At 39.9% G+C, this 21,685-nt stretch carries 22 protein-coding genes and 1 tRNA gene; 7 read left to right on the top strand and 16 right to left on the bottom strand.

The features are described from left to right. Positions 1–270: 270 nt before the first annotated feature. Positions 271–1,203, top strand: a complete 933-nt coding sequence (nadA, locus tag RE474_RS12510) for a quinolinate synthase NadA (RefSeq protein ID WP_309310694.1) — start codon at positions 271–273, stop codon at positions 1,201–1,203. Positions 1,204–1,227: 24 nt separating this feature from the next. Here the strand turns inward: nadA and RE474_RS12505 are convergent, their stop codons facing one another. The 3 genes from RE474_RS12505 to pscS form a co-directional block, all read right to left on the bottom strand. After that, positions 1,228–1,635: a molybdenum cofactor biosynthesis protein MoaE gene (locus RE474_RS12505; RefSeq protein WP_309310693.1), complete on the bottom strand. Its 408-nt coding sequence runs from the start codon at positions 1,633–1,635 to the stop codon at positions 1,228–1,230. 5 nt (positions 1,636–1,640) lie between these two features. Beyond that, positions 1,641–2,381, bottom strand: coding sequence for a HesA/MoeB/ThiF family protein (locus RE474_RS12500; RefSeq protein ID WP_309310692.1), 741 nt, complete (start codon positions 2,379–2,381; stop codon positions 1,641–1,643). A gap of 62 nt (positions 2,382–2,443) precedes the next feature. Then, positions 2,444–3,814 (bottom strand): O-phospho-L-seryl-tRNA:Cys-tRNA synthase, encoded by a 1,371-nt coding sequence (pscS, locus tag RE474_RS12495; protein WP_309310691.1) that lies wholly within the window; start codon positions 3,812–3,814, stop codon positions 2,444–2,446. Between the two features lie 233 nt (positions 3,815–4,047). Here pscS and RE474_RS12490 point away from each other — a divergent pair, with 233 nt between their 5' ends. Together RE474_RS12490 and fdhD are read left to right on the top strand one after the other, a co-directional pair. Continuing rightward, positions 4,048–5,232, top strand: a complete 1,185-nt coding sequence (locus RE474_RS12490; protein WP_309310690.1) for an aminotransferase class V-fold PLP-dependent enzyme — start codon at positions 4,048–4,050, stop codon at positions 5,230–5,232. Continuing rightward, on the top strand, positions 5,232–6,026 hold the full coding sequence (fdhD, locus tag RE474_RS12485) for a formate dehydrogenase accessory sulfurtransferase FdhD (RefSeq protein ID WP_309310689.1): 795 nt from the start codon (positions 5,232–5,234) through the stop codon (positions 6,024–6,026). Before RE474_RS12490 ends, fdhD begins: the two co-directional genes overlap by 1 nt. A gap of 15 nt (positions 6,027–6,041) precedes the next feature. Here fdhD and RE474_RS12480 read toward each other — a convergent pair whose 3' ends face one another. From RE474_RS12480 to RE474_RS12470, 3 genes are all read right to left on the bottom strand, one after another. Next, complete coding sequence (locus RE474_RS12480; protein WP_309310688.1) at positions 6,042–6,242, bottom strand: hypothetical protein; 201 nt, start codon at positions 6,240–6,242, stop codon at positions 6,042–6,044. Between the two features lie 377 nt (positions 6,243–6,619). After that, the gene (locus RE474_RS12475) at positions 6,620–7,240 is read right to left on the bottom strand and encodes a LysE family translocator (protein ID WP_309310687.1); all 621 of its coding nucleotides are present in this window, start codon (positions 7,238–7,240) and stop codon (positions 6,620–6,622) included. 331 nt (positions 7,241–7,571) lie between these two features. Further along, positions 7,572–8,417 (bottom strand): coiled-coil domain-containing protein, encoded by an 846-nt coding sequence (locus RE474_RS12470; RefSeq protein ID WP_309310686.1) that lies wholly within the window; start codon positions 8,415–8,417, stop codon positions 7,572–7,574. Positions 8,418–8,807: 390 nt separating this feature from the next. On the opposite strand from RE474_RS12470, the gene RE474_RS12465 reads away from it, so the two are divergent. Further along, on the top strand, positions 8,808–8,954 hold the full coding sequence (locus tag RE474_RS12465) for a hypothetical protein (protein WP_309310685.1): 147 nt from the start codon (positions 8,808–8,810) through the stop codon (positions 8,952–8,954). Between the two features lie 765 nt (positions 8,955–9,719). Here RE474_RS12465 and RE474_RS12460 read toward each other — a convergent pair. The 4 genes from RE474_RS12460 to RE474_RS12445 all read right to left on the bottom strand — a co-directional run bounded on the left by RE474_RS12460 (position 9,720) and on the right by RE474_RS12445 (position 13,247). After that, positions 9,720–11,171, bottom strand: a complete 1,452-nt coding sequence (locus RE474_RS12460; protein ID WP_309310684.1) for a PAS domain-containing sensor histidine kinase — start codon at positions 11,169–11,171, stop codon at positions 9,720–9,722. Positions 11,172–11,376: 205 nt separating this feature from the next. Next, a tRNA-Ser gene (locus tag RE474_RS12455) sits at positions 11,377–11,462 on the bottom strand. A 132-nt stretch (positions 11,463–11,594) separates the two neighbouring features. After that, the gene (locus RE474_RS12450; protein WP_309310683.1) at positions 11,595–12,347 is read right to left on the bottom strand and encodes an FKBP-type peptidyl-prolyl cis-trans isomerase; all 753 of its coding nucleotides are present in this window, start codon (positions 12,345–12,347) and stop codon (positions 11,595–11,597) included. Between the two features lie 159 nt (positions 12,348–12,506). Next, complete coding sequence (locus RE474_RS12445; RefSeq protein ID WP_309310682.1) at positions 12,507–13,247, bottom strand: DUF8426 domain-containing protein; 741 nt, start codon at positions 13,245–13,247, stop codon at positions 12,507–12,509. A gap of 227 nt (positions 13,248–13,474) precedes the next feature. Between RE474_RS12445 and RE474_RS12440 the strand changes: the two genes are divergently transcribed. The 3 genes from RE474_RS12440 to RE474_RS12430 are packed head-to-tail and all read left to right on the top strand — an operon-like array spanning position 13,475 to position 15,663. Beyond that, positions 13,475–14,665 (top strand): geranylgeranyl reductase family protein, encoded by a 1,191-nt coding sequence (locus tag RE474_RS12440; protein WP_309310681.1) that lies wholly within the window; start codon positions 13,475–13,477, stop codon positions 14,663–14,665. After that, positions 14,665–15,021, top strand: a complete 357-nt coding sequence (locus RE474_RS12435; RefSeq protein WP_309310680.1) for a gamma-glutamylcyclotransferase family protein — start codon at positions 14,665–14,667, stop codon at positions 15,019–15,021. Before RE474_RS12440 ends, RE474_RS12435 begins: the two co-directional genes overlap by 1 nt. Before the next feature lie 18 nt (positions 15,022–15,039). Beyond that, positions 15,040–15,663: a TatD family nuclease-associated radical SAM protein gene (locus tag RE474_RS12430; RefSeq protein WP_309310679.1), complete on the top strand. Its 624-nt coding sequence runs from the start codon at positions 15,040–15,042 to the stop codon at positions 15,661–15,663. Positions 15,664–15,701: 38 nt separating this feature from the next. On the opposite strand, the gene engB is transcribed toward RE474_RS12430, so the two are convergent. From engB to RE474_RS12400, 6 genes are all read right to left on the bottom strand, one after another. Beyond that, the gene (gene engB, locus RE474_RS12425; RefSeq protein ID WP_309310678.1) at positions 15,702–16,328 is read right to left on the bottom strand and encodes a GTP-binding protein EngB; all 627 of its coding nucleotides are present in this window, start codon (positions 16,326–16,328) and stop codon (positions 15,702–15,704) included. A 31-nt stretch (positions 16,329–16,359) separates the two neighbouring features. Then, positions 16,360–17,358 (bottom strand): DHHA1 domain-containing protein, encoded by a 999-nt coding sequence (locus RE474_RS12420; RefSeq protein ID WP_309310677.1) that lies wholly within the window; start codon positions 17,356–17,358, stop codon positions 16,360–16,362. An 81-nt stretch (positions 17,359–17,439) separates the two neighbouring features. Next, positions 17,440–18,714, bottom strand: a complete 1,275-nt coding sequence (locus RE474_RS12415) for a hypothetical protein (protein WP_309310676.1) — start codon at positions 18,712–18,714, stop codon at positions 17,440–17,442. 7 nt (positions 18,715–18,721) lie between these two features. Further along, positions 18,722–20,266, bottom strand: a complete 1,545-nt coding sequence (locus RE474_RS12410) for a CARDB domain-containing protein (protein ID WP_309310675.1) — start codon at positions 20,264–20,266, stop codon at positions 18,722–18,724. A gap of 86 nt (positions 20,267–20,352) precedes the next feature. Continuing rightward, positions 20,353–20,856, bottom strand: a complete 504-nt coding sequence (locus RE474_RS12405; protein WP_309310674.1) for a hypothetical protein — start codon at positions 20,854–20,856, stop codon at positions 20,353–20,355. A 12-nt stretch (positions 20,857–20,868) separates the two neighbouring features. Beyond that, positions 20,869–21,612: an RAD55 family ATPase gene (locus RE474_RS12400; RefSeq protein WP_309310673.1), complete on the bottom strand. Its 744-nt coding sequence runs from the start codon at positions 21,610–21,612 to the stop codon at positions 20,869–20,871. Positions 21,613–21,685 lie beyond the last annotated feature (73 nt).

The raw sequence follows: 21,685 nt of genomic DNA, 5'->3' as shown, positions 1-21,685 counted from the left end.
GTAAAGATAGAATACAAAAACACGCACACCGACCTATCCAAATTATAGGTCAAACTCATAAAAACTATCACTGCCATTGCAGAGATCATCTCAGTGAGATCATTCACATTTCAGACAAATTGATCAAATGAATCTGACAAATTTGAAAAACTTCTTTTTTCAATCTGTGTTTTAGAAAATAAAGGAAAAATATATAGCAATAAAAATCAATTAACAATTGTGAAGTTTTGCATCATTTGCCATACCACATAAAATATAAAGGAACCATCCATGACCTATATTGAAAAAACGTCACTTGATACTAAAGCACTTAAAGAAAAGATACTGCAGCTCAAAAAAGAACGTAATGCAGTAATACTTGCCCATAACTACCAGATAGGTGATGTGCAGGACATAGCCGACTTTACCGGAGATTCCCTGGAACTCGCCAGAAAGGCTGCCAACCTTGATGCAGACGTGATAGTCTTTTGCGGAGTGGATTTCATGGCAGAAACCGCAGCCATACTTTCACCTGAAAAAATAGTCCTCCTGCCTGCTGCAGATGCAAACTGCCCTATGGCTGAAATGATAACTGCAGGCGAACTCAGAGTCCTTAAGGAAAGATTCCCTGATGCAGGGGTAGTTTGTTATGTTAACACATCGGCAGAGGTCAAAGCTGAAAGTGATATATGCTGTACATCATCAAATGCCGTAAAAGTAGTTGAGTCCCTGGATGCACAGCAGGTCATATTCGTACCGGACCGCAACCTCGGAAGTTATGTTGCCCGCTTTACCGACAAGCAGATAATGCCCTGGGAAGGATTCTGTTTTGTGCATGACAGAATCACTCCGGATGATGTCATTACTGCAAGGGAACGTCACCCTGAGGCAGAAGTCCTTGTTCATCCGGAATGCAGGGCAGAGGTCGTTGATCTGGCAGACTATGTTTATTCAACATCCGGAATGATAAATCATGTTTGCAGACGCGAGAAAAAGGAGTTCATAATCGGTACAGAAGTAGGAATAATTCACAGGATGGAAAAGGACTGTCCCGACAAGCAATGTTATCCACTGTCCGAGAACGCTATCTGTATTACCATGAAAAAAACAGACCTTCAGAAAGTGTATAACTCACTTGAAAGTCTCACCCCAATAGTAACTGTGCCTGAAGATGTTGCAGACAAAGCAAGACTCGCAATCCAGAGGATGCTGGACATTAAGTAAACTCAAAAAATAATACAAAAGAAATCAGGAATTGTAGGCTTCCCCTGGAATCCAGCGTTCTCCTGATTCACCTATTTCTTTTTTCCATATAGGAACACTTTCCTTTATGCGCTCAAGGATGTATTCACATGCATCAAAAGCAGCCTTGCGGTGTCCTGCACCTACGATTATCAGGAGTATGTTCTCTCCCACAAGCAGGTCACCAACACGGTGAATGACATCAACACTCTCAATTTCAAACTTCCCGAATGCCTCAGCTTCTATAGCTTCAAGCTCAGTGATGGCTACTTCTTCGTAGACCTCAAACTGAAGCATGTCCATGCCATCGTCCCTGACAGTCCCAATAAAAGTGACCAATGCACCCATTTTAGGTGTTCTGGCCTTTGATATCATAGCGTTTACATCGAAATCATCATGTGTTATCTTAATCATGAATATCAATCCTTTAATCCGGAACCTGTGCCGCATATCTTACAATCACTTCTTCTGGAAACTTTCATGTATTCCATCTCGGAAGAAAGTCCGTCCCATATCAGGAGTCTGTCAGTTAGAAGTTCCCCTTTTCTAAGCAGGCATTTGATAGCTTCGTTGACCTGTATCATTGCTATGATACCAGGAGTCACACCGACTACAGGAAAGACCTCAGCTGGCGGAGGAGAAGGAAAAACACAATTAAAACATGCACTGACACCCGGAATGATTGTCATTGCCTGACCGTCAAAACCACGAATTGCACCATGTATCAACGGAATTCCTGTTTCATTGGCAACCTTGTTGAGAAGATATCTTACCTGATAATTGTCCATTGCATCAATAATAAGGTCTGCATCGCCTACAAGTTCCCTTATGTTCGATTCATCGATCGTAACGTGAAACGCCTCCACCTCAATATGAGGATTTATCTCACGAAGTTTGTCTTCAACAGACAGCACTTTTTCCCTGCCGATATCATTTTCCCAATGAAGCACCTGACGGTTGAGGTTGGTCTGCTCCACAGTATCCTTGTCTGCAATACGCAAGTGTCCTACACCGGCTGCTGCGAGATAGAGTGCCACAGGACAACCAAGTCCGCCTGCACCTGCAATGAACACACTGGCATCTTTAAGACGCTCCTGACCATCTTCACCAAAGAGCATTATCTGCCTGCTGTAACGTTCTAGTTCATCCTTGCTTAACATAAGAAATATCCTTTTAAAACGTGAATATTTAGTATATAGCTATCCAGGTAAATAATATTAGGTCAAAGGTTATCCCTGTTGACCTTAAGTTCATACTTTTCTGCAATTTCCTGCAGGGAATCCGCAAGATAATTGACCTTTTCCCATGAAAGACCATAGGTACTTAGCTTCCATGCACGAGTTGCTCCTGCAAATTCTCCAACTATGCCTCTTTTTGAGAGTTCATCTGAGAAGAAGAATCCTCTTCTCTTATGCGCCTTGGCTACCACATCGAAACTGCCTGTGGTATCTACTTTTGATAGAGCATGTTTGCGTGGATACTCCGAAACTACGGCACTCCCTTCAATTTCCAGCATTCTGTCAATAAGTAAATTGGATTTTCTGAGCTCCTCATCCCAGTTAAGGGTACGCTCCTTTACAGTTGGGAAAGATGCTATCATTGCCATGAGTGTGCAACCCATGAGTGTACATCCCAGCATCTCGACTTCCTTTACACCGAATTTACGGTTTGTGAGGTCACCCTTCATCTGTGTTGTCCTGAAGATTGTTTCAGCCCATTCATCAGTTGTTGCCAGAACGCCTGATGGTGCAGGTGATGCCATACTCTTGTGACCGGAACCTACTATGAAGTCTGCACCTATCTTTTTCCCGTCAACGGGCATTACACCTACAGTGTACGCACCATTGTAAAGGAAAGGTATGTCATACTGCTTGGCAACCTTACCGATCCCTGCAACATCATGTTCATTTGCGAGCTGATAGTCAAAATGATCAATCATGATGAGAGCAGGTGTTTTACCAGTTTCAGCTATAACTGCCTCTATCTTATCTGCCGTGGCATCGGCTGTTACTATGTTCTTTTCATTTAGAGGAACTTCCCGCACAACACCACCTGCAGCTTCAACTGCCAAAAACTCGGTGTAATGCGCAAGAGAGGATACTATAACAGGATCCTCGGGCTTCACAAGACTTGAAGCTACTGCCTGGAAACCTCTGCGGGCTCCAGGAACCACACGGGCGGCATCCATATTAAGAAATGCTGCAAGCTCCTGGTGGAAATCAGCAATAGGTGGCTTGGATATCTTGTCAAGTCTGAAGGGCTTGCGACAGCTGTCACAGGTAGAGTATCCGTCCCCGTATGCAATGAGTGCCTTGCGGGCTTCCGGGGTTAGTCGTCCTGCTGCCTGTATGGGCTGGATGTTAACGTATTCTTCCTCGCGGCTTCGAATACCAAGTGTTCCACCTATCTTTTCGATTTTGGGAACACCTGTTCCAGCCTCCAGGTCATCTAATACTGACCTGATATGCTGTATCTGCCCGTTGAATCCTTCCGTGTCTGCCAGACCGGTACCTGGTAGTGACTGGCGCAGCATCTCACGGATGTCTTCTAAGGCAAATAGCGCTTCAAATGTTTTCTGTACTCTGATATCCATAGGAATACCTCTTGCCTCATTACAATCAGTCTGCACAGCAGGCATTATTCGTAATGATACGGCATTAATAACGTGAATATCAATGAAATTCACGATTGTGAATCTATGTTAACAATTGTGAATATATAAAAGTAATGCATAAAGGAGTGACAATGTACAGAAACAGAAAACATTTTTTAGATTCAAATCCTATTCACAATTGTGAGTCATATTAAATTTCAGGAAGGAAACAAATGTTAAACCTGAAGCAAGCAAGGATTGACTTTCCAATTCTTACAGATATTGCCTATATGGACAGTGCTGCGACAAGTCTTTCGCCAGAACAGGTACTGAATGCCACAAACGAATTTGAAAGGCATTACCGTGCAAATGTAGGAAGAGGTGTGCATCGGCTTACTAACATTGCCAGTCAGAAATACTGGCATGCCCATGAGAAGATAGCACAGTTCATTGGCGGGGAAAATGGCACAACAGTTCTCACAAAGAACACAACTGAAGCAATTAATATGGTTGCCAGCGGAACAAAGTGGAAAAAAGATGACAATGTTATTACAACCATCCTGGAACATCATTCCAATTTTCTTCCCTGGATAAACCTGCGTGAAAAAGATGTTGAAGTCTCAGTTATCAAAACAGATGCCCAAGGTTCACTGAACATCAGTGATCTTGAGGATATTATCAGTGAGAACACTAAGATAGTTGCTGTAACACATGCTTCCAATGTACTTGGAAATATTATGCCTGTTAAGGAAATAGCTGCTATATGTCATGATTATGGAGCAAAGCTACTTGTGGACGGTGCCCAGTCAGTACCACATATTCCGATCAATGTAACGGAACTGGGATGTGATTACTTCTGTTTTTCAGGACACAAAATGCTCGGACCAACCGGTACAGGAATTTTGTGGATGAAAGATGCAGACATTAAACCCCTCCTGTTTGGTGGCGGAATGATAGGTGAAGTTTCCATGGATGGATTCACCTTCGCAGAAGGATATGAAAAATATGAAGGTGGAACACCAAATATATCAGGAATGATTGGTCTTACCAGAGCTGTGGAATACCTGGAAAACATTGGCATGGAGAACATAGAAAAACATGAGGAAAAGCTTACAAAGATATTGATTGAAGGACTTAGTGACATAAATGGTGTAGCGGTCTATGGTCCACAGGATAGCTCAGACAGAATAGGAGTGGTGTCCTTCAATGTAAACGGTGTGCATCCACATGAAGTTGCACATGTACTTGACGAAGGTGCAGGTATCATGGTTCGCTCAGGAGAACATTGCTGTCAGCCGCTGATGAAACATCTGGGACTGAAGAACGGCACTGTCAGGGCAAGTCTCTACATCTACAACACAGAAGAAGAAATCGAGTTGCTTATAGATACGATAAAGGAACTTGTGAGGAGATTGTAATGTACAGGGAAATCGAATGCATCAAAGGAGATTCAGGCTCTTTTGAACTGGAAGGACACTCGGTCATTGAAGAGATGCCGCTTGCAGTCACAGTTAATGGAAGGCATGCACTCACTGCGATGATCAGTCCTGATATGCTAAGGGAATTTGTTATTGGTTTTCTGTTCACGGAGGGTATAATCAAGGATGCAGATGAAATTGAGTCTATCAGGATAGAAGACACAAACGCAGGCGTGCTGACAAAAAGTCCATTCAAGATACTTGTATCAAAGAAAACGGTTCTCAGTGGTTGTGGCGGTTCAATGTCCTATCTCGATATAGGCAAACTACCGGAAATAAACTCAGACCTGACACTTGATTCCGAAACCATACGCAACTCTGTAAAAGAAGCCCTTGATTCACAACTTCATGTCCTTACAGGCGGAATACATGTGGTCGGGTTGTACGATCCAAATGGAAAGGTATGTGTTGTAGAAGATATTGGCAGACACAACGCACTTGATAAGATAGTTGGCTATGCTCTTGAAAATAAAATAGACCTTTCCAGAACATACATTATCTGCTCGGGCAGGATATCATCGGAAATGGTCAGGAAATGTCTTACTGCAAATATCCCTGTTGTTGTATCAAGGGGTGCAACTACTACCCTTGCTATTGATATTGCCAGGTCCCGCGGACTTACAATAGTTGGTTTTGTACGCAGCAAAAAAATGAATATATATTCATGGGGAAAACGAATAACTGATATCCCCGATACAGTTACAGATGCTTTACAGGAAAGTGAGTATGATTAATTAAAAAGAAGATGATCAATTTGCGATCATTGAACCGGTTGGCATCATATCGTCTGATGGTGCAACACCGTTTTCTTTTCTATAAGCTTTTCTTTTGCAGTCATCCATTTTTGATCCTTTGCAATACATAGCAATGAAACCACTGCATGCAGCCTGTTTGGAATCCTGATATTTACTGAAAAATCCACATTTTGAAAGTAATTCACAATCTACCATAATAGCAACCTCATCAAATTTTAAATTATAATATAGATTATATATTGTTACATAAATATGTTTTTAATAACAGTGTTAACTTATCCCCAAAATGTCAGATATATAAATTAGTTTTCAATAAAGATGGAAATATTTGATATTTGAGACAGGATATTTTGAATAAGCTGACACAAACATATACGCTACGCCACATAGTCAGCTTTAAAATAACTTTTGCTTCCGAGTATTGGCCTGTTACGGCACCTACGCTCTTGACGATGGTGGTGAACTGAGAGCGATGAGTTCAGAGAAAAATGAAAAAAATAAAATTGTTTTTGGAGAGATTCCCTCCGATATTTTCTTTTTTAATTTCAACCATTATTGCAACAATTGTTTCTTTAATTCAGCAACTCCAATCCTTGCTTCAGGAAATAGAACGCAAAGACCACATAAACAAGTCCCAATGATCTGATTGTGTATAGATAATAATTGCTTTTCAAAAAGCCTCTTGATCTTCCCACCAGCATTGCAATGGTGATTTTAGAACCGACCAGCAAAGCATAAAAACCTATAACAAAAAGTATTGCTGAAAAGATGCTGGTGTCCTGAGCTTTGAAAAGAATTGGTCCGCCTATTGCAATCCAGAACAGATATGGATGAGGGCTGAGGAAATTCACAATAATTCCTTTTTTTAAAGAATCACTCTTCTTTGTTTCAAGATCGAGATCACTACTCTTTGTTCTTAAGGATGAGATTCCAAGATAAATAAGATAAAAAGAGCCTCCCAGACTTATCATGGCAATTGCAGGGTCGTAATTCTCGAATTTCAGAAGAAAAAGCAGGATCATCGAAACTATAAGAATGTCTGTTATAAATGGAGATACTGCAACCTTGATCCCTGCACGTGAACCGTGTTTAAGTGATTCTGAGATGGTCATGGTCAGTAGCGGACCTGGTGATATGCCAGAAGCAAATCCCAGAAGTATCCCGGATATCAGAAATTCATTGATCAGAGACATACCCGAACTGCGTATTGAGTCTAAATGTTTAAACTTGTTGATTCAAATATATTGTAATCATAATTCTTTTGAGATATTGTTCAGAATCAAGAAATAAAATCGTATCCAAAAAAAATGTTGCACATTAACAGCAAAAGGCACGTGCACCCCTCAGTAAATTTTGGTTGGTATGCGAGTTCCCGCCAAAGGCATGCATACACATGCCACCGTGCCTTATGATTGAAATTAATCAAATGTTATTTAAGTTTTTATAAATCGCCCTGTTGACAAAAATGATGTACGCAGATACATCAGTAAAAAAGAGTATGAATTTAAAAAAATAAATTGATATTCAGTTTGCAAGAAGCTCCTGATTTTGCTCGAATATGTTTGAAAAAAGCTTCATATTAATCAATTTTTCATTTGCTTTTTCAAGTTTGCTTTTGAGTTCATAGAGATCATCTTCAAGGATCTTGATGTATGCCATCTGCTGTTCGATCCTGGCATCCTTTTTGATGATATCAAGCTGTTGTCTATGAATAGTTACCTGCTTACTAATCTCATCCTCGGTCTTTTGTTTTAACTGAATGAGTTCTTTTTCACGAGATGAGAATTCCTCTTCCTGAGTAGAGAGAAGCTCTCGCATATACCTGACATACTCACGCTTGCGTTCTATCTTCTCAGTTTCGACCTCAATATCCATCTCACCGGAAGTTATCTCTTTTTTAATGTCAGCAATTTCCTTTGCCTTTGATTCAAGCTTTTTCCTTGTCCTGTCAAGGCTTTTTTGCCTTTTCCTAACAGCCAGCTCTTCTTCATATTGAGTACGCAGAACCCTATATTGCTCACAATTTCTTTTCTGCAGAGAGTTATTATCAATATCGTATTTATCCATACGAGTAGCAAGCTCAGCTTCCAGCTTTAAGAATGAAACATGCTTTCTTTCGTATTCCTTTTTTGCCTGTTTGAGAATCTCGCTTTTACTGGCAAGGTTTTCAAATTCTTTTGTGATCAGCTTTTTTGCATCACGTATCCTGTGATATTCTTCCATGATATGAGCTTCATCAGCTTTTATTTGCTCCTTCTTCAAAGCTATTTCAGCACGCTTTTTCTCAACTTCATCGAGTTGGCTGAAGTATGAAGCTTTGATATCTTCAAGGTTCTGGAGTTGGTTCTGATAGAAAAGTTCCTCGCTCATATTGTAATCCCATTTTTGGCATGCTGATCTATTCGAAATACAGCTGTTGCATATACAGGGTTGTTATGTCTATATATAAAAGAATCATGTTCATGATTTTGAAATATGCCCGTAAATGTGAACATTCTGAACATCTGACAGTACTATCAAAATTTTAATGACCCATACCAAATAGTAATTACTACTGTGATTTTCAGGATTTTCCATTACAAAACAACTGAATAGGCACTACAGAATAGACTAATTTTATCTGATGCAAAAAAGAAAATATAGCATATATATAGATAACATAATCCACCTGAGTAATAAATAGTATTATAAGTACTAGCTATAAGTAGTATGATAACTAATAGACACTACTTATTAAAAATAAGAAAGGGGATTTAAAAAATGATGGGAAAAATGAACAAATTAGAAAACTGTCCGGAATGTAATTCCAAGCTGAATGAAAACGAAACTATCCAGTATTGTGAAAACTGTGGTTACTGGACAAATAAAGGAACTGTAAGGTTTGATTCCATTGCTATTTTTGCCTGATCATAAAAGATGAGCTGTTTTCGAACAGTAAGCCAGACATAATTAAAAACGAAGGACTTGTTCCTTCTTCTTTTGTTTTTATAGGTTGATGCTTTTCTTAGAAGCACTTAAAGTAGCATTCTATTTTCTAGTGAAGCAGAAATTCACTCTAAGGTATGCCTACAATAGTCTTTAGAACAATAGCAAGAGACAAGATAACTCGGGAATTACTATATAGAGAACTAACAGAACAATACATTATATAGTGCTATATAAAAACCGGTGTGAAACTATTAGTAGAAAAGTGCTATCAATTACCACTGTGGATGAATTTCCCAATCGTCTTCTGACCTGTTGGACTACAATACATAATAACCCCCAATAAAATGTCCAACAAGTCTTATTTTATGCATTATTCATTATCAAGAGCAAGAATACATTTCTTGAATTGAGAAATGTTACCTTAAGTTGTTTGTAGGTCAAAATAGCAATATATATATTATAAACATAAAACATCAATTTAGATTATACATATTAAATTTTGCTATATATTTCCATTAGCTTACAAATAAGTAAGATGTTATCAAAGTTAAATTGAAGTTTGGGGTTAAAACAACAATTGGAATTTAGTGTACGATATGGAGCATCAATTCGGGACTTTGATGCTCCATACCTTCCTTAGTTAGATTCTGTTTTTGAAGATTAAAGTATCATACTTAATCAACAGCAGAAGCAAATATTATTTCATATGAGTTTATAATAGTTTGACCTAATGAATGAGATTTGTTACCTGGGATGCATAGGTATAGTAAATGTGAATGTACTTCCTTTTCCAACTTCACTTTCCAGATGGATTTCCCCTGAATGCATCTCTACGTAATGTTTGACGATTGCAAGTCCCAGTCCAGTTCCTCCATAGACACGATTATTAGTAGAACTAGCTTGCTCAAAGGAATCAAATATAGTCTTTTGTTCATTCATAGCAATACCAATACCTGAATCAGATACTGAAATCTGAATATTTCCGTTAACAATTTCGGAGTTAACTTTTACATTACCGTTTTCAGGTGTAAATTTTATCGCATTGCTAAGAAGATTGTACATGATTTGGTTGATTTTTACTCTATCTGCGAAAATATAATCATTTGAGGATGCATTCACAATCCCAATATTGATGTTTTTTCGTGATGCCATTGGAGTCATCTGTGTAAGGATCTCGTTGAGCACTTCAATTAGAGAAAAATTCTCGCATTCAAGCTCCATTTTGTCTGCTTCTATTTTTGACAGGTCCAGGATATTATTAATAAGCCCTAGAAGATGCTTACCACTAACGTTGATATGCCTGGCATGTCTGAGCTGCTTCTCAGTTAATTCACCAAATATCTCACTAGTCAACGTTTCTGAAAAACCAATTATTGCATTAAGAGGAGTTCTTAATTCATGGCTCATGTTTGCAAGAAATTGCGACTTTGCCTTGTTGGCAGATTCTGCTTCCAGCTTGGCATTCAGCAATTCTTTTTCTTCCTGTTTACGTTTGGTTATATCCCTACATACACAAAAGATCATTTTCTGTTCATCAAAATAAGCTGCATTAGTTCGAATCTCAACATCAAAAAGAGTGCCATCTTTACGACGATGGATGGTCTCAAACTGATCTCCTTCTTCGTCAGTAATATTGTGCATATACTCTAACTCTTCGCGAGTAAAACGTGCATCCCAATCCCATACATACGAAGAAAGAAATTCTTCATGTGAATAACCTAGCATCTGTGCATACTTCTTATTGGCTTCACAAACTTTTCCCTTTTCATCAAGGACAACAATACCATCATTTGATTGTTCTATGAGAATTCGTTTTCTTTGATCATCTTCAGCACATTTAATCTCGAACTTTTTACGATCGGTTATATTTCTGACAACAACCAAAACTGCTGGAGCTCCTTTGAATTCTATTGGTCGAAGATTAAGTTCAATAAACTCTAATGAACCATCTTTACATATGCATTGTGTTTCAAAAACTCCTCCACCACAAGGCATTTTTTCAGCTATTTGTTTACCCAATGCTTCTTTGAATTCTAAAGGAATTATATCCTGCACACTCATCTGTAGCAATTCTTCTTTAGAATAACCTAAATCGTCACAAGTAATCTGATTTAACTCTAAAAAATGACCAGCTAAATTAGTTATGACAATTCCATCATTTACAGAATTGAATATAACTTCAAAAATATCTTCCAAGTATTTCCTCCAATATGTAATAACAAATTTACCAATAAGATACTCCCACTGTATATATACTATATTAATAAATGCAAAATAATTTAAAAATAAAAAACAGTTAATTGAATATGTATTATGTCAATGTATTTGTAGTTATAATATGAAGAAAATTATAGAATATGAGAGTCGCTGACGATATTATCAACATAAAAAAGTATTTCGACGCTGAGGGGGAGATTCGAACTCCCGCAGCGCGTTAGCACTACCGGTTTTCAAGACCGGCGCCGTAGTCCACTTGGCTACCTCAGCATGTCGGATGGTATCTTAATAGCGACCTAGAATATAAGGGTTTTGATACAAAATCGATATTGACAGTAATTGTCAGCGATACTGGAGAGAAAATTCTCGTTCAGTATAAAAGTGAAGTAAAGAAGAGGAAGATTATTCCTCTGCTGCTTCAGCTTCTTCTTCCTCTGCAGGAGCTTCGGTTGCCTCAAGTGCTTCCTCTGCCATTGCAGGGACGTATGGGTGCTTCTCGACGTATTCCAGGCTTGCAACGCCCAGCTTGTCGATAAGCTCGCTTGCGATGGTCATCTTGGATACGATCCATCTCTGGTTAAATCCGAGCTCGATTGGGGTGTAGATCCTGATAAGGTCATCTGTAACCTCAACCTCGATCTCTGGCATGCCAGTATAGAGTGAGAGCAGACCCTGTGCCTTAGCAACCTTGTCCTCGATCTTCTCGACAATTGTGTACTCGTACTCGACTTCCTTACCTGCAAGAGCATGGTTCATGTCTACACGTACTCTGCGGCCGATTATCTGTGAGATTACACCACGTCTGCCGTTGAGCTCAACAGGCATTCCCGGGTATGGTCTCTGGTCACCGAACTGATCCTTGAGTTTTGTAACTGAAACAGTCTCAACAAGAGCAGGGTTGTGTGGGCCGAATGCCATCTCAGGTGCAATGGTAACAGTACCTGTGTATCCTACTTCCTTGCCAATGAAGTCCTCATCAAGACCTTTTATAGTGTGGCCGGAGCCAACGATCACAACATCTCCGCCGTAAACACCGCGTGGATTGTAGATACCATTGTCTTTTGCAAGCTGTTCATCGGTAGTGTCAAAGATCTGTCCTTCATTGAACTTACCGGTGTAGTTAATCTTTATAAAATCGCCTTTCTCAATTGCCAAATCTATCAACTCAATATAAGTTATTTGATTAATAGTCTAATTTGATAAAATCCATGAATTGAATTACCTGCACGCTATACTCATATGTCTTTAAGAATCTTTTGCCAGCAAAACAAGAGATGCGGGTAAAAAGAATATAAAAAGGAGATCAATGGATAATCAAAATGTATCATCCACCACAATACCAAGGACAAATTCCCTGTCAGATCCATCAAGAAGAGTAATAGAAGAGGGTAATTCCAGTATATCCTCAAAGCCATGGAACATATTCTCAAACGGAACTCTGGTATCGTGCCAGTCAACCTTCCTGCTATGGCTAAGTACACCCTTCCCTTCGCGGTACTTGTAATTGTCCCGTACCCTTCCGATTGCCACCTGTCTCTCGCACATCAGCGGGATAACTATCAGGTCAAATATCCTGATATCATTAACAAAATGCAGCACATCCCTTGCCCATAATTCAAGCAGATCAACCGGAGGAGTGCTTAACCTTTCAATCAGAGCCTTCTTCATCTGCTCCATCCGCTCAAACTCATCGAACTCATGCATAGTAGCATCGAATTGTTTTACCTCGTCATCGAACTTCTGGAGCTTACTATTAAGACGCTTCATCTTTTTGACCATTTCAGGCCTTTCTGTGGAATAATCAATGTTCTTGACAGCATCCTCAAACTCCTGCCTGAACTTCTGGTCAAATTCCCGGTACTTATCCCCGAAATGCATATATTTCTTGTAATTAGGTGACTGGTGCTTTATATCCATCAGCTCGTTACCGAAAAGGTCCATGATATGCAGGTTCAGGTCAAAAGAAATAAAATCCCTTTCTATGCAGGACTTTTCCTGCAGACCGCAATAACCCGTACGTACTACCCATACATTGTTCCTGTGTTCGCGTACCATATCTTTCACCATTCAAAAAGTCTAATAGAACTCATCCTAAAAGACAATTATTAGTTATATTGCTAGTTATAGCTTATACTTTCAGTAATAGTTAGATATATCTAATAGAATGTGTTTTTGATAAGCATATTGAGTCAAGGATAAAAGAAGTTACGGACGAAATACACATTTTAGTCCGGCAACTTGTGTAAACTGCAAAAAACAATTCACAAATCCTTAAAACAACCATGACACCTGAAGATTCTTATGATATTATCGTGGTCGGAGCTGGTCCGGCCGGTTCCACCGCAGCAATGTACGCTGCTGAGAATGACACGTCCGTACTCCTTATTGAAAAGAAAAAGGATATAGGAGTACCTCTCCAGTGTGGAGGTTTCCTTCCACACTATCCGGTTCTACAGGAACTGGTCCCAAATGCAGAACTTCCGGTAACCCTTGAGGAAATACCATCAAACTGCATACATGCCACAGCATCATACCAGCGTTTCATAGCACCCAACGGCCTGTCAAAAGGTTTTGATGTTGATGCAGATGCAATTGACAGGAGACGTTTTGACAAACATCTGGCAAAACGAGCTGCAAAAGCAGGAGCAGACTTACTTGTAGGAACAAATGTCACCGAAGTGGACGGAACAAAACTTTTCATGGATGGTGCCTTCGGTGAATTCGAAGTTGAAGGCAAGGTCATAATCGGTGCAGACGGACCTAATTCAATAGTTGGCAAAGCCTCCAACATGATCCGCGACCCAGACCCAATGGGAACCGGAACTGCTTTTGAGTACGAACTCAGCGGTGTTGATATTGACAGAGAAGCCGTTGAGATGTATTTCGGCAAGGATTTCGTCCCCGGTGGATATGCATGGATAATCTCGCAGGGCGGTGACACCGCAAACATAGGCGTGGGCATCAGAGAAGCGCTTTTTGAAGAACACCTTTGTGCCAGGGATTATCTCGAACGTTTCATGTACAAGCACCCAATTGCAAGCAAAAAGCTTGAAGGTGCATCCATAACATCAGTGGTAGCAGGACTTGTACCAGTTGGAGGAGCACCAAAAGTAACCGCATCACACAACACACTGATAGCAGGCGATGCAGCAGGTCATATCATCGCAACCAACGGAGGAGGAATATCCACCGCAATGGTCGGAGGAAAGCTTGCAGGCGAGACCGCCGCAGAATTCCTCAAAGGCAAATGCAGGCTACAGGAATATGAGACCAGATGGAGACAGCAGATGGGACTTGAAATCAAGACCGCTGTCTATGTCCGCAAACTCATGGATAAGCTTATGCGGTCTGACAGGCTCATGACCACAGCCATAAAAATGATAACACCGGAACAGATGAAAGCCATACAGTGCGGCCAGCTGCCTGATCCGGTCAAAAAGACATTAATGAAACTGAATGTGGGACTCAGTTAATGCATATCTTCGTTTACGGCACTCTCAAAAAAGGTGACCCGAATAATATACGGCTTGAAGGTTCACGCTTTGTGTGTACAACACAGACCATTGAAAATTATGTGATGCTTGACCTTGGAGCATTTCCAGGAGTTCTCAAACCCGAAGATATATCTCAAATGCCAGTATCAACTATTATGGGGGAAATTTACCAGATAAGCGAGCAGACCCTGAAAGAGCTGGATCACTATGAAGGTGAGTGGTACTACAGGGAAGAAGTCCACCTTGAATGTGGATTTTCAGCGCTTATGTATTTTCTGAAGAAAATACCGCCTGTCAATTACAAGGTCATCACAGATGGAAACTGGGCAAAATAAGATAATGGAGGTCAATAGTTGAAAGATGACAACAAAAAGAATACAATTCCTATGTTTGAGGGCACCATCAGCTATGAAGCATTTGGAAACCTCTATCTTAACATAACTAACCAGTGCAGTGCAAAATGTATATTCTGCATCCGGGATGAATGCGACGGAGTCTATGGTTACAATCTTCGCCTGTCCAGGGAACCCACTGAACAGGAAATAATATCCGACCTCGAAAAACACGACCTCAGCAATTACAAAGAAGTTGTCTTCACAGGTTTTGGCGAACCAACCTGTCGTTTTGATACAGTTCTTCATATAACTAAATGGTTAAACAAAAAAGGAATTCATGTCAGGCTTGACACAAACGGTCATACCGCACTTATGAATCCCGGAAGAAATGTTATAGCAGAGCTCAAAGCAGCTGGCCTTGATGCTGTTTCTGTGAGCCTTAATGCAGAATCAGAAGAGATATACAATAAGATCTGCAAACCCAAGTATGAAGAGTCATATCAGGCAGTTCTTGATTTTGCAAAAGAAGCAGTAAAAGCAGGAATAAAAACCCGTATGACCGTTGTCGGCCAGGATGGAATTGACATCGATAAATGTGAAAAGATAGCAACCGATATCGGTGCCACTTTCAGGGTCAGATAACTATAGATTTTAGAATATTAAGATAATAAGCGAACTGTTCAGAAATACTTGAACAGGTCGTCCCTCTTTTCATTATGCAATCTCTGCCTTACAAGTGATTTCAGAGCTTTAAGATCACCTTTCTTTGCACTTATCGGAGCAACAGTATCAAGCCACTGTCTCCACGGAGGCAACATGTTGAGTTTATCACATATCTGGTCCAGAGTCGCATCAAGTTCATCACTTTTGATCTTATCGGCTTTATTTACGGCCAGAATAATATCAAAACCCAACTCCTGGAAAAGTTCGAACATCTCAATATCAATGGGAATCTCATTACGCTCTTCCCAGCGTTGCACTATTTCAAGGAAAGAAGCTCCATCAATGACAAGCACGGCAACATTGATCCGGTCTGCATTTTTCTCTATATAACGCACGATCTGATCCTTAACAATATCCTGCTTGCGGTCTTTCACACCGCTCATAAAACCGAATCCAGGCAGGTCGGTAAGAAGCAGATCAGAATATCTTATATGAGTTGGTTTTAGTGTCACGCCGGGACGCTTTCCAATTTTTATGTTCTTTCCCGTAAGCTCTTTCATGATAGAAGACTTGCCTACATTCGATCTTCCGGAAAAAATAATCTCAAAATTAATACCTTCAAGTTCATCAGTCTTCTTTGCCATTTGTACCGCCAATTACACAGCCGTTTTTCTTTTATAACCCTGTAGCCTTGCTTTTTTGCACTCCTATGGCTTTATCGAACTCACGGAGGAAAGCATCAAATGATTCTTTAGGAATCCGTGCACCTGCAGCAGAAGCATGTCCACCGCCATTGCCGCCAAATGTAGGTGCTATCCTGCGCAGCAAACGGTTCAGGTCTATAGACTCTGAATTCCTTGAACGCAGACTCATATCATAAACATTCCTCTTGTGGCGGAATTCGGCAGATATGCCTACATCCCTCTGTCCATAGGAAGCAGCATATATAGCGGATTTTGACATATAACCATTGGGGTCAACCACATAAGCCAGATTCTGCAGGGATCTTACTTCGTGTTTAACATGAATACGAAGCTGTTCCTCAAGATCAGCACCTTCTTTTGCATACTTTAATAGATTTGGTATAGCCGTAGGTATTTTATCATGAGATAGTGGTAAAAGGAGCTGCCTCTTGAAATCATAGTTCCTCCCGGAATAGATGAGTGCCTGAATAAGTGTGCCAGCCTGAAAGAACAGGCTTCTCTTATCCCAGTCCCGCAGCCACTCTTTTACAGAAGGACTGTTGTCATAATAATCCCCGATAGCACCATAGATTGCCACCCTGCGCATATCCCTGCTCAATCTATTTTGAAGAACTTTATATGTGAGTTCCGAAGCACAAACGGTAAGATCATGGTGCAGCCAGTCTGCAGTTATACATTTTTCCGGTAAAGGATGATGGTCTATGTATGTGAGATTGGAAACTGATGCAACATCGGCAAGTCTTTTGAACAGGTCTGTACAGTACCTTTCATCAATTGCAATATCACAAATGATCACATTTTCATAACCATCTGCAAGATTCAAGTCGTCAAGAACACCTACAGGAGATGTAAAATACACATCACCCTCAGGATAAGCACTTTTTGCAATGGCACCAGAACATACCCCATCCGAATCCCCGTGGGTCAGGATAAGGGTGGATTTGTTCTCATGTTGTCTGGATTTTGTCATGGAAAGCTCCCATTTTTAAGTATCTAAAAAATTCATAGAACTATTCTTTTTCAGAAAGAATGCAATCATAGTATTTTGCCTTTAGTGTTTCTTAAAAAACCCTGTGACCATGTCCAGAATATCATAAAGGAACTGCAATTTTCCATGATCTTCTTCTGGTTCTTCGAAAGTCTGGGACTCCTGAGAAAACTCATCATTTTCAACTGTTTCTTCAATATATGCATAATCATCATCAATGTCTTCACTACCGGTACTTGTTTCCATAACTACATCAGGATCTAGAACCGGAAGAATGAACTTTTTGGAATAAGATGTACCGGAATATTCACTTGAGTCTACAAATTTGACAACTGCAGAAGGAATAACGATTTCACCTTCTTTATTCATTTGCAACGCATACTCTACAGAAAATGTATCATCAGGGTGCAAAACAAGACTTCCACCCATACCACCGGATAGTATTTTACCCCCTGGAGGAAGCTGGTCTGAAAGACTAATATATGCTGCCCTGTCACCTTCGTTAACCACATCAACACTTACATTTACATTTTCATTCAAATTGATACTATCCATATTAAGAGTCTTACTAACAATTATGTCAGGACCATGAACTACAAGAGTGGAAGAGTTCATTTCTTTAGAATATGATTTTCCATCCATGTATGCAGTAATTAAAGTGCCGTTTATCTCATACGTACCCGGCCTTAATGCTTTAACCGAATATTGAAGTGTTTTTGTACCATAGGAACTAAAAGAATGATTCCAAATTCCATCTGAATCCGGATCAAATATTAAACCATCAGGTAATTCTACCCTTATAGTCACGGAATCAATAGGTCCTGGTTGCATATGCCTTATATCAAGGTCATAATAGGCTCTTTCACCCATATACACTTCATCACTGAATTCCTCATCAAACTCCAGAGTTGCATCAATTTTTTTCACAACTATAGGAACAGATTCGGTTGAATTAGAAATAGCCACACTTAAAACAGTATAAGGTGCCGGTATATCATTACCTGTAACTATTTCAATTGCAGTGATATTTAACCTGTCATCAAAAATAGTATTATTTGAAAGGCCACCGGTATTGTTACTTAATATCGCTCCCCATGAATCTCCATAAATACTGTCGATAGAAAGCAACACATAATCAGTATCAACATCAAAGGCTTTTGCAGGAGAGAAGTCTTCGGCTGTTATCAAATAGCCACTATGATTGACCTCATCCCCCCAATAAAGAGTGTACTCTTCTGCATCCAGCCATTCGACATCATCCGACTGTGCACTGGCAACAATACAGAAGTGTGATAACAGCACAGTCAGTCCTATAAACAGGAAGATTTGCTGTTTCATAAAGTCATTACCTGTCTCTGCGCTTTGATACAAAGTAAACTGCAAACAGTGCAAGTATCATGAAACTTGCTTCGAATCCCGGTTCAACCCTGTCATCTGTTTCATCATAAGTGTAATCATTGGTATTATCATTTGAACTGCCCTGTGCAGTGCCTGATGAACTTGATGAAGACGATGAGGAAGAGGAACTTTCAGTTGTTACTTCTGAAGGATCAATAACTGTAATAACAGGCATATTAGACACTTTTTCACCCTTATAGTCTGCAAAATCGATGAATGTTGCAGCCGTCTCCGGAACTTTGAGATCCTCTGTTCCTTCAACTTTAATTATGTAAGAATAAGTGTAACTTTGTCCATGTGCTACGACATCATGGAAACTCAGATCCCCGCTTACATAAGTTGCATTCTCAGGCATTGTTTCAGTTGTGGTTACACTGGCATCCTTTGTACCCTGATTCTTAACAGTTACCGTAACAGTAACTTCATCACCCGGATTCACAGATTCAGGACTTACTATTTTAGTAAGTACAATATCAGGTCCATCTATTTTAATAGTAGAAGTATCGGATGTGAATGTATGGCTCTTTCCGTTAGGATCGGTAAAAGTAGCCGTTGCGGCAGGAGTAGTAAATGTTCCAGTCTTGGTTGGTTTTAAAGTATATTCCAGTATTTTTCCTACAGTTTCTTTGGAACTTATAGATAGTTTAACTTCTGGTTCAACATTGTCCTGAACTTCAAGATCGCTTGTTTGTGGATTATTAAGAGTCACAGAACTCAGACTGTAGATTCCATTATTCCAGATGCTTACAGAAACATGTGCAGTTTCATCCATATATATTTCTTCGGTTACAGATTTTGTAACAATAAGTTCTACAACAGGCAATATAGTAATGGCCTTAATTTCTGAATCTTCATGAATCTCGCCATTGATGTCTTCTGATTTTGTAGTTACTGTGATATCAACATCAGTTTCTTCCCAGTATTCAGGAATTTCAAGTTCAATTTCTATGGGATCAAGTACTTCGTCTTCTTCTAGTGAGGTATAGTGATATGACTTCTTCCCATCAATAAACACCATCCCATCTGTATCGATCTCCACAGTTAAATCTTCAGCTTCAGCATCACCTTCATTGTTTATATCTATAGTTGCAATAATTGAACGGTATGTTACAGTACGAGGATCATATTCGTCAGATTCAGTCGTGATCACAATATCCATTTCAGGAATACCCCTATCATAAACTTCGATGGCAGCACTAGGATCATCCATATCACCTGTCCATTCATCGATATTAAGAGTGACTGTTTTTACTAGAATACGGAGATCATCACCATTTTCCGTATCTCTGAACTCAATACCTTCACCGGCACGTGCAGGTGATTTCTTTTCAAGAATACCATCGCGATAGATACCTAAACTAACGTAACCGCCCTCATTAAAGTCTTCAGCTTTTATAGTGTAATCGTCCAGAGTTAGAGTGCCGCCCCATTTCAGTGTTCCACTTTTTGCAGCGCTGTCGCTCCATTCAATATCATCAAGTGTATATGCCATTACAGGCAAACTCAATATAGCAATAACCAATAAACAAAAAAACACTTTACGTATCATAGAATCCCCGGACATTACATTATTCAGTACTATATTTTTGGGTATAAGGGCTTAAATCCCCTGAGCTGTGTAGGTCTGTCAATGACCTTGGTCCTGGAAGTAGACTCTGGCATATTCATAAGCGAGGGCTGCAATATCATTCCTGCAATAGATTTATCCGTCACAAGAGAACTCCCATATCCAGAATCCATACATCCATTTGCACTATACAATACACTTGTATCATGTACTACTTTCGATTCTTGGCGCTCTTTTTCAGCCTCTTTTTTAGAGAGGCCTACATGCATATCTCTTTCCTTGGCTTTCAGACCTTCTATTTTGCCCTTGGTATATCGTTCCTTTACAAGTGTGTCAAACCCAGCTGTTTTGGCAAGATCCTCTAGCATGGAATAACGTTCACTAACCCATCCCAATTCTGAATGCTTATGGTAACCTACTTCAAAGCCCAGATCATAGGCACTTTTTATCAGTTCAGCAACCTCAGCATCAGTAAGCTGGGTTTTTTCTTCCTTTTTGGAGAAAAATCTTACCATTTGGATACACCGTCATTCGAGAAGGCCACTTACAACAAGACCCTTATCACCAAAACCTACTGCACGCATGTTACAATCATGTTTTGTACCACGCATTTTGATTATCTGCATTGCACGGGTCATGGTTTTGTCGTAAAGGAAGTTGTGCATGAAAACAACTCCATGTGCAGCGAACTGCTCAGTTGAATAAGCGCTTGGATCAGTCATCTCGGATATAAGTACAGTCGTACAGCCAAGTTTCTTAAGGTTCCTTATGAAACGACTCATTTCCTTTTCCTGCAATGACATATCCCTTGTAGTGAACCTTATAGCAGAAACGGAATCAATGACAAGTCTTTTTACATCATACTCTGAAACATAAGCTGCAATTTCCCTGAAAACCATTGCAGGTGAAGGAGCTTCATGTTCACCGGCTGACGTGGAGACTTCATAGTCAGGAGTAATATACTCGCTCATCTCATCCATGAAACCGTATTCCATCCTCGGACCAAGATCTGCGAAAAGCAGTTTTTTCATCTTGATAAGAGTGAGCACATTCATGGAGTAATTGGACATATCATCGATAATATTCTGCGGACTTTCCAGTAAGGTCACATAAAGTCCGGTTTCCCCGAGGGCTGCACCGTACGCCAGATACTGCACGCAAAAAGTTGTTTTACCACTGCCTGGTGGGCCACTCACCAGATATACACGATCAGAGAGCAGGCCACCCTGTACCAGCTCGTCAAAACCTTCTATTCCTGTCTTTATCCTCATGAACTATCCTCGAATAACCACTAATTATTCAATATATATTATGTATTTATAATTATACTGTGCATCTATTTGA

Origin of the sequence: Methanolobus sediminis (assembly GCF_031312595.1) — an archaeon.
Classification (GTDB): domain Archaea; phylum Halobacteriota; class Methanosarcinia; order Methanosarcinales; family Methanosarcinaceae; genus Methanolobus; species Methanolobus sediminis.
This window is presented reverse-complemented; position numbering and strand designations above follow the sequence as displayed.

Coding starts and splice junctions, on each gene's coding strand:
- nadA (WP_309310694.1), top strand. CDS start 271: ATGACCTATATTGAAAAAACGTCACTTGATACTAAAGCACTTAAAGAA.
- RE474_RS12505 (WP_309310693.1), bottom strand. CDS start 1,635: ATGATTAAGATAACACATGATGATTTCGATGTAAACGCTATGATATCA.
- RE474_RS12500 (WP_309310692.1), bottom strand. CDS start 2,381: ATGTTAAGCAAGGATGAACTAGAACGTTACAGCAGGCAGATAATGCTC.
- pscS (WP_309310691.1), bottom strand. CDS start 3,814: ATGGATATCAGAGTACAGAAAACATTTGAAGCGCTATTTGCCTTAGAA.
- RE474_RS12490 (WP_309310690.1), top strand. CDS start 4,048: ATGTTAAACCTGAAGCAAGCAAGGATTGACTTTCCAATTCTTACAGAT.
- fdhD (WP_309310689.1), top strand. CDS start 5,232: ATGTACAGGGAAATCGAATGCATCAAAGGAGATTCAGGCTCTTTTGAA.
- RE474_RS12480 (WP_309310688.1), bottom strand. CDS start 6,242: ATGGTAGATTGTGAATTACTTTCAAAATGTGGATTTTTCAGTAAATAT.
- RE474_RS12475 (WP_309310687.1), bottom strand. CDS start 7,240: ATGTCTCTGATCAATGAATTTCTGATATCCGGGATACTTCTGGGATTT.
- RE474_RS12470 (WP_309310686.1), bottom strand. CDS start 8,417: ATGAGCGAGGAACTTTTCTATCAGAACCAACTCCAGAACCTTGAAGAT.
- RE474_RS12465 (WP_309310685.1), top strand. CDS start 8,808: ATGATGGGAAAAATGAACAAATTAGAAAACTGTCCGGAATGTAATTCC.
- RE474_RS12445 (WP_309310682.1), bottom strand. CDS start 13,247: ATGGTACGCGAACACAGGAACAATGTATGGGTAGTACGTACGGGTTAT.
- RE474_RS12440 (WP_309310681.1), top strand. CDS start 13,475: ATGACACCTGAAGATTCTTATGATATTATCGTGGTCGGAGCTGGTCCG.
- RE474_RS12435 (WP_309310680.1), top strand. CDS start 14,665: ATGCATATCTTCGTTTACGGCACTCTCAAAAAAGGTGACCCGAATAAT.
- engB (WP_309310678.1), bottom strand. CDS start 16,328: ATGGCAAAGAAGACTGATGAACTTGAAGGTATTAATTTTGAGATTATT.
- RE474_RS12420 (WP_309310677.1), bottom strand. CDS start 17,358: ATGACAAAATCCAGACAACATGAGAACAAATCCACCCTTATCCTGACC.
- RE474_RS12415 (WP_309310676.1), bottom strand. CDS start 18,714: ATGAAACAGCAAATCTTCCTGTTTATAGGACTGACTGTGCTGTTATCA.
- RE474_RS12410 (WP_309310675.1), bottom strand. CDS start 20,266: ATGGCATATACACTTGATGATATTGAATGGAGCGACAGCGCTGCAAAA.
- RE474_RS12405 (WP_309310674.1), bottom strand. CDS start 20,856: ATGGTAAGATTTTTCTCCAAAAAGGAAGAAAAAACCCAGCTTACTGAT.
- RE474_RS12400 (WP_309310673.1), bottom strand. CDS start 21,612: ATGAGGATAAAGACAGGAATAGAAGGTTTTGACGAGCTGGTACAGGGT.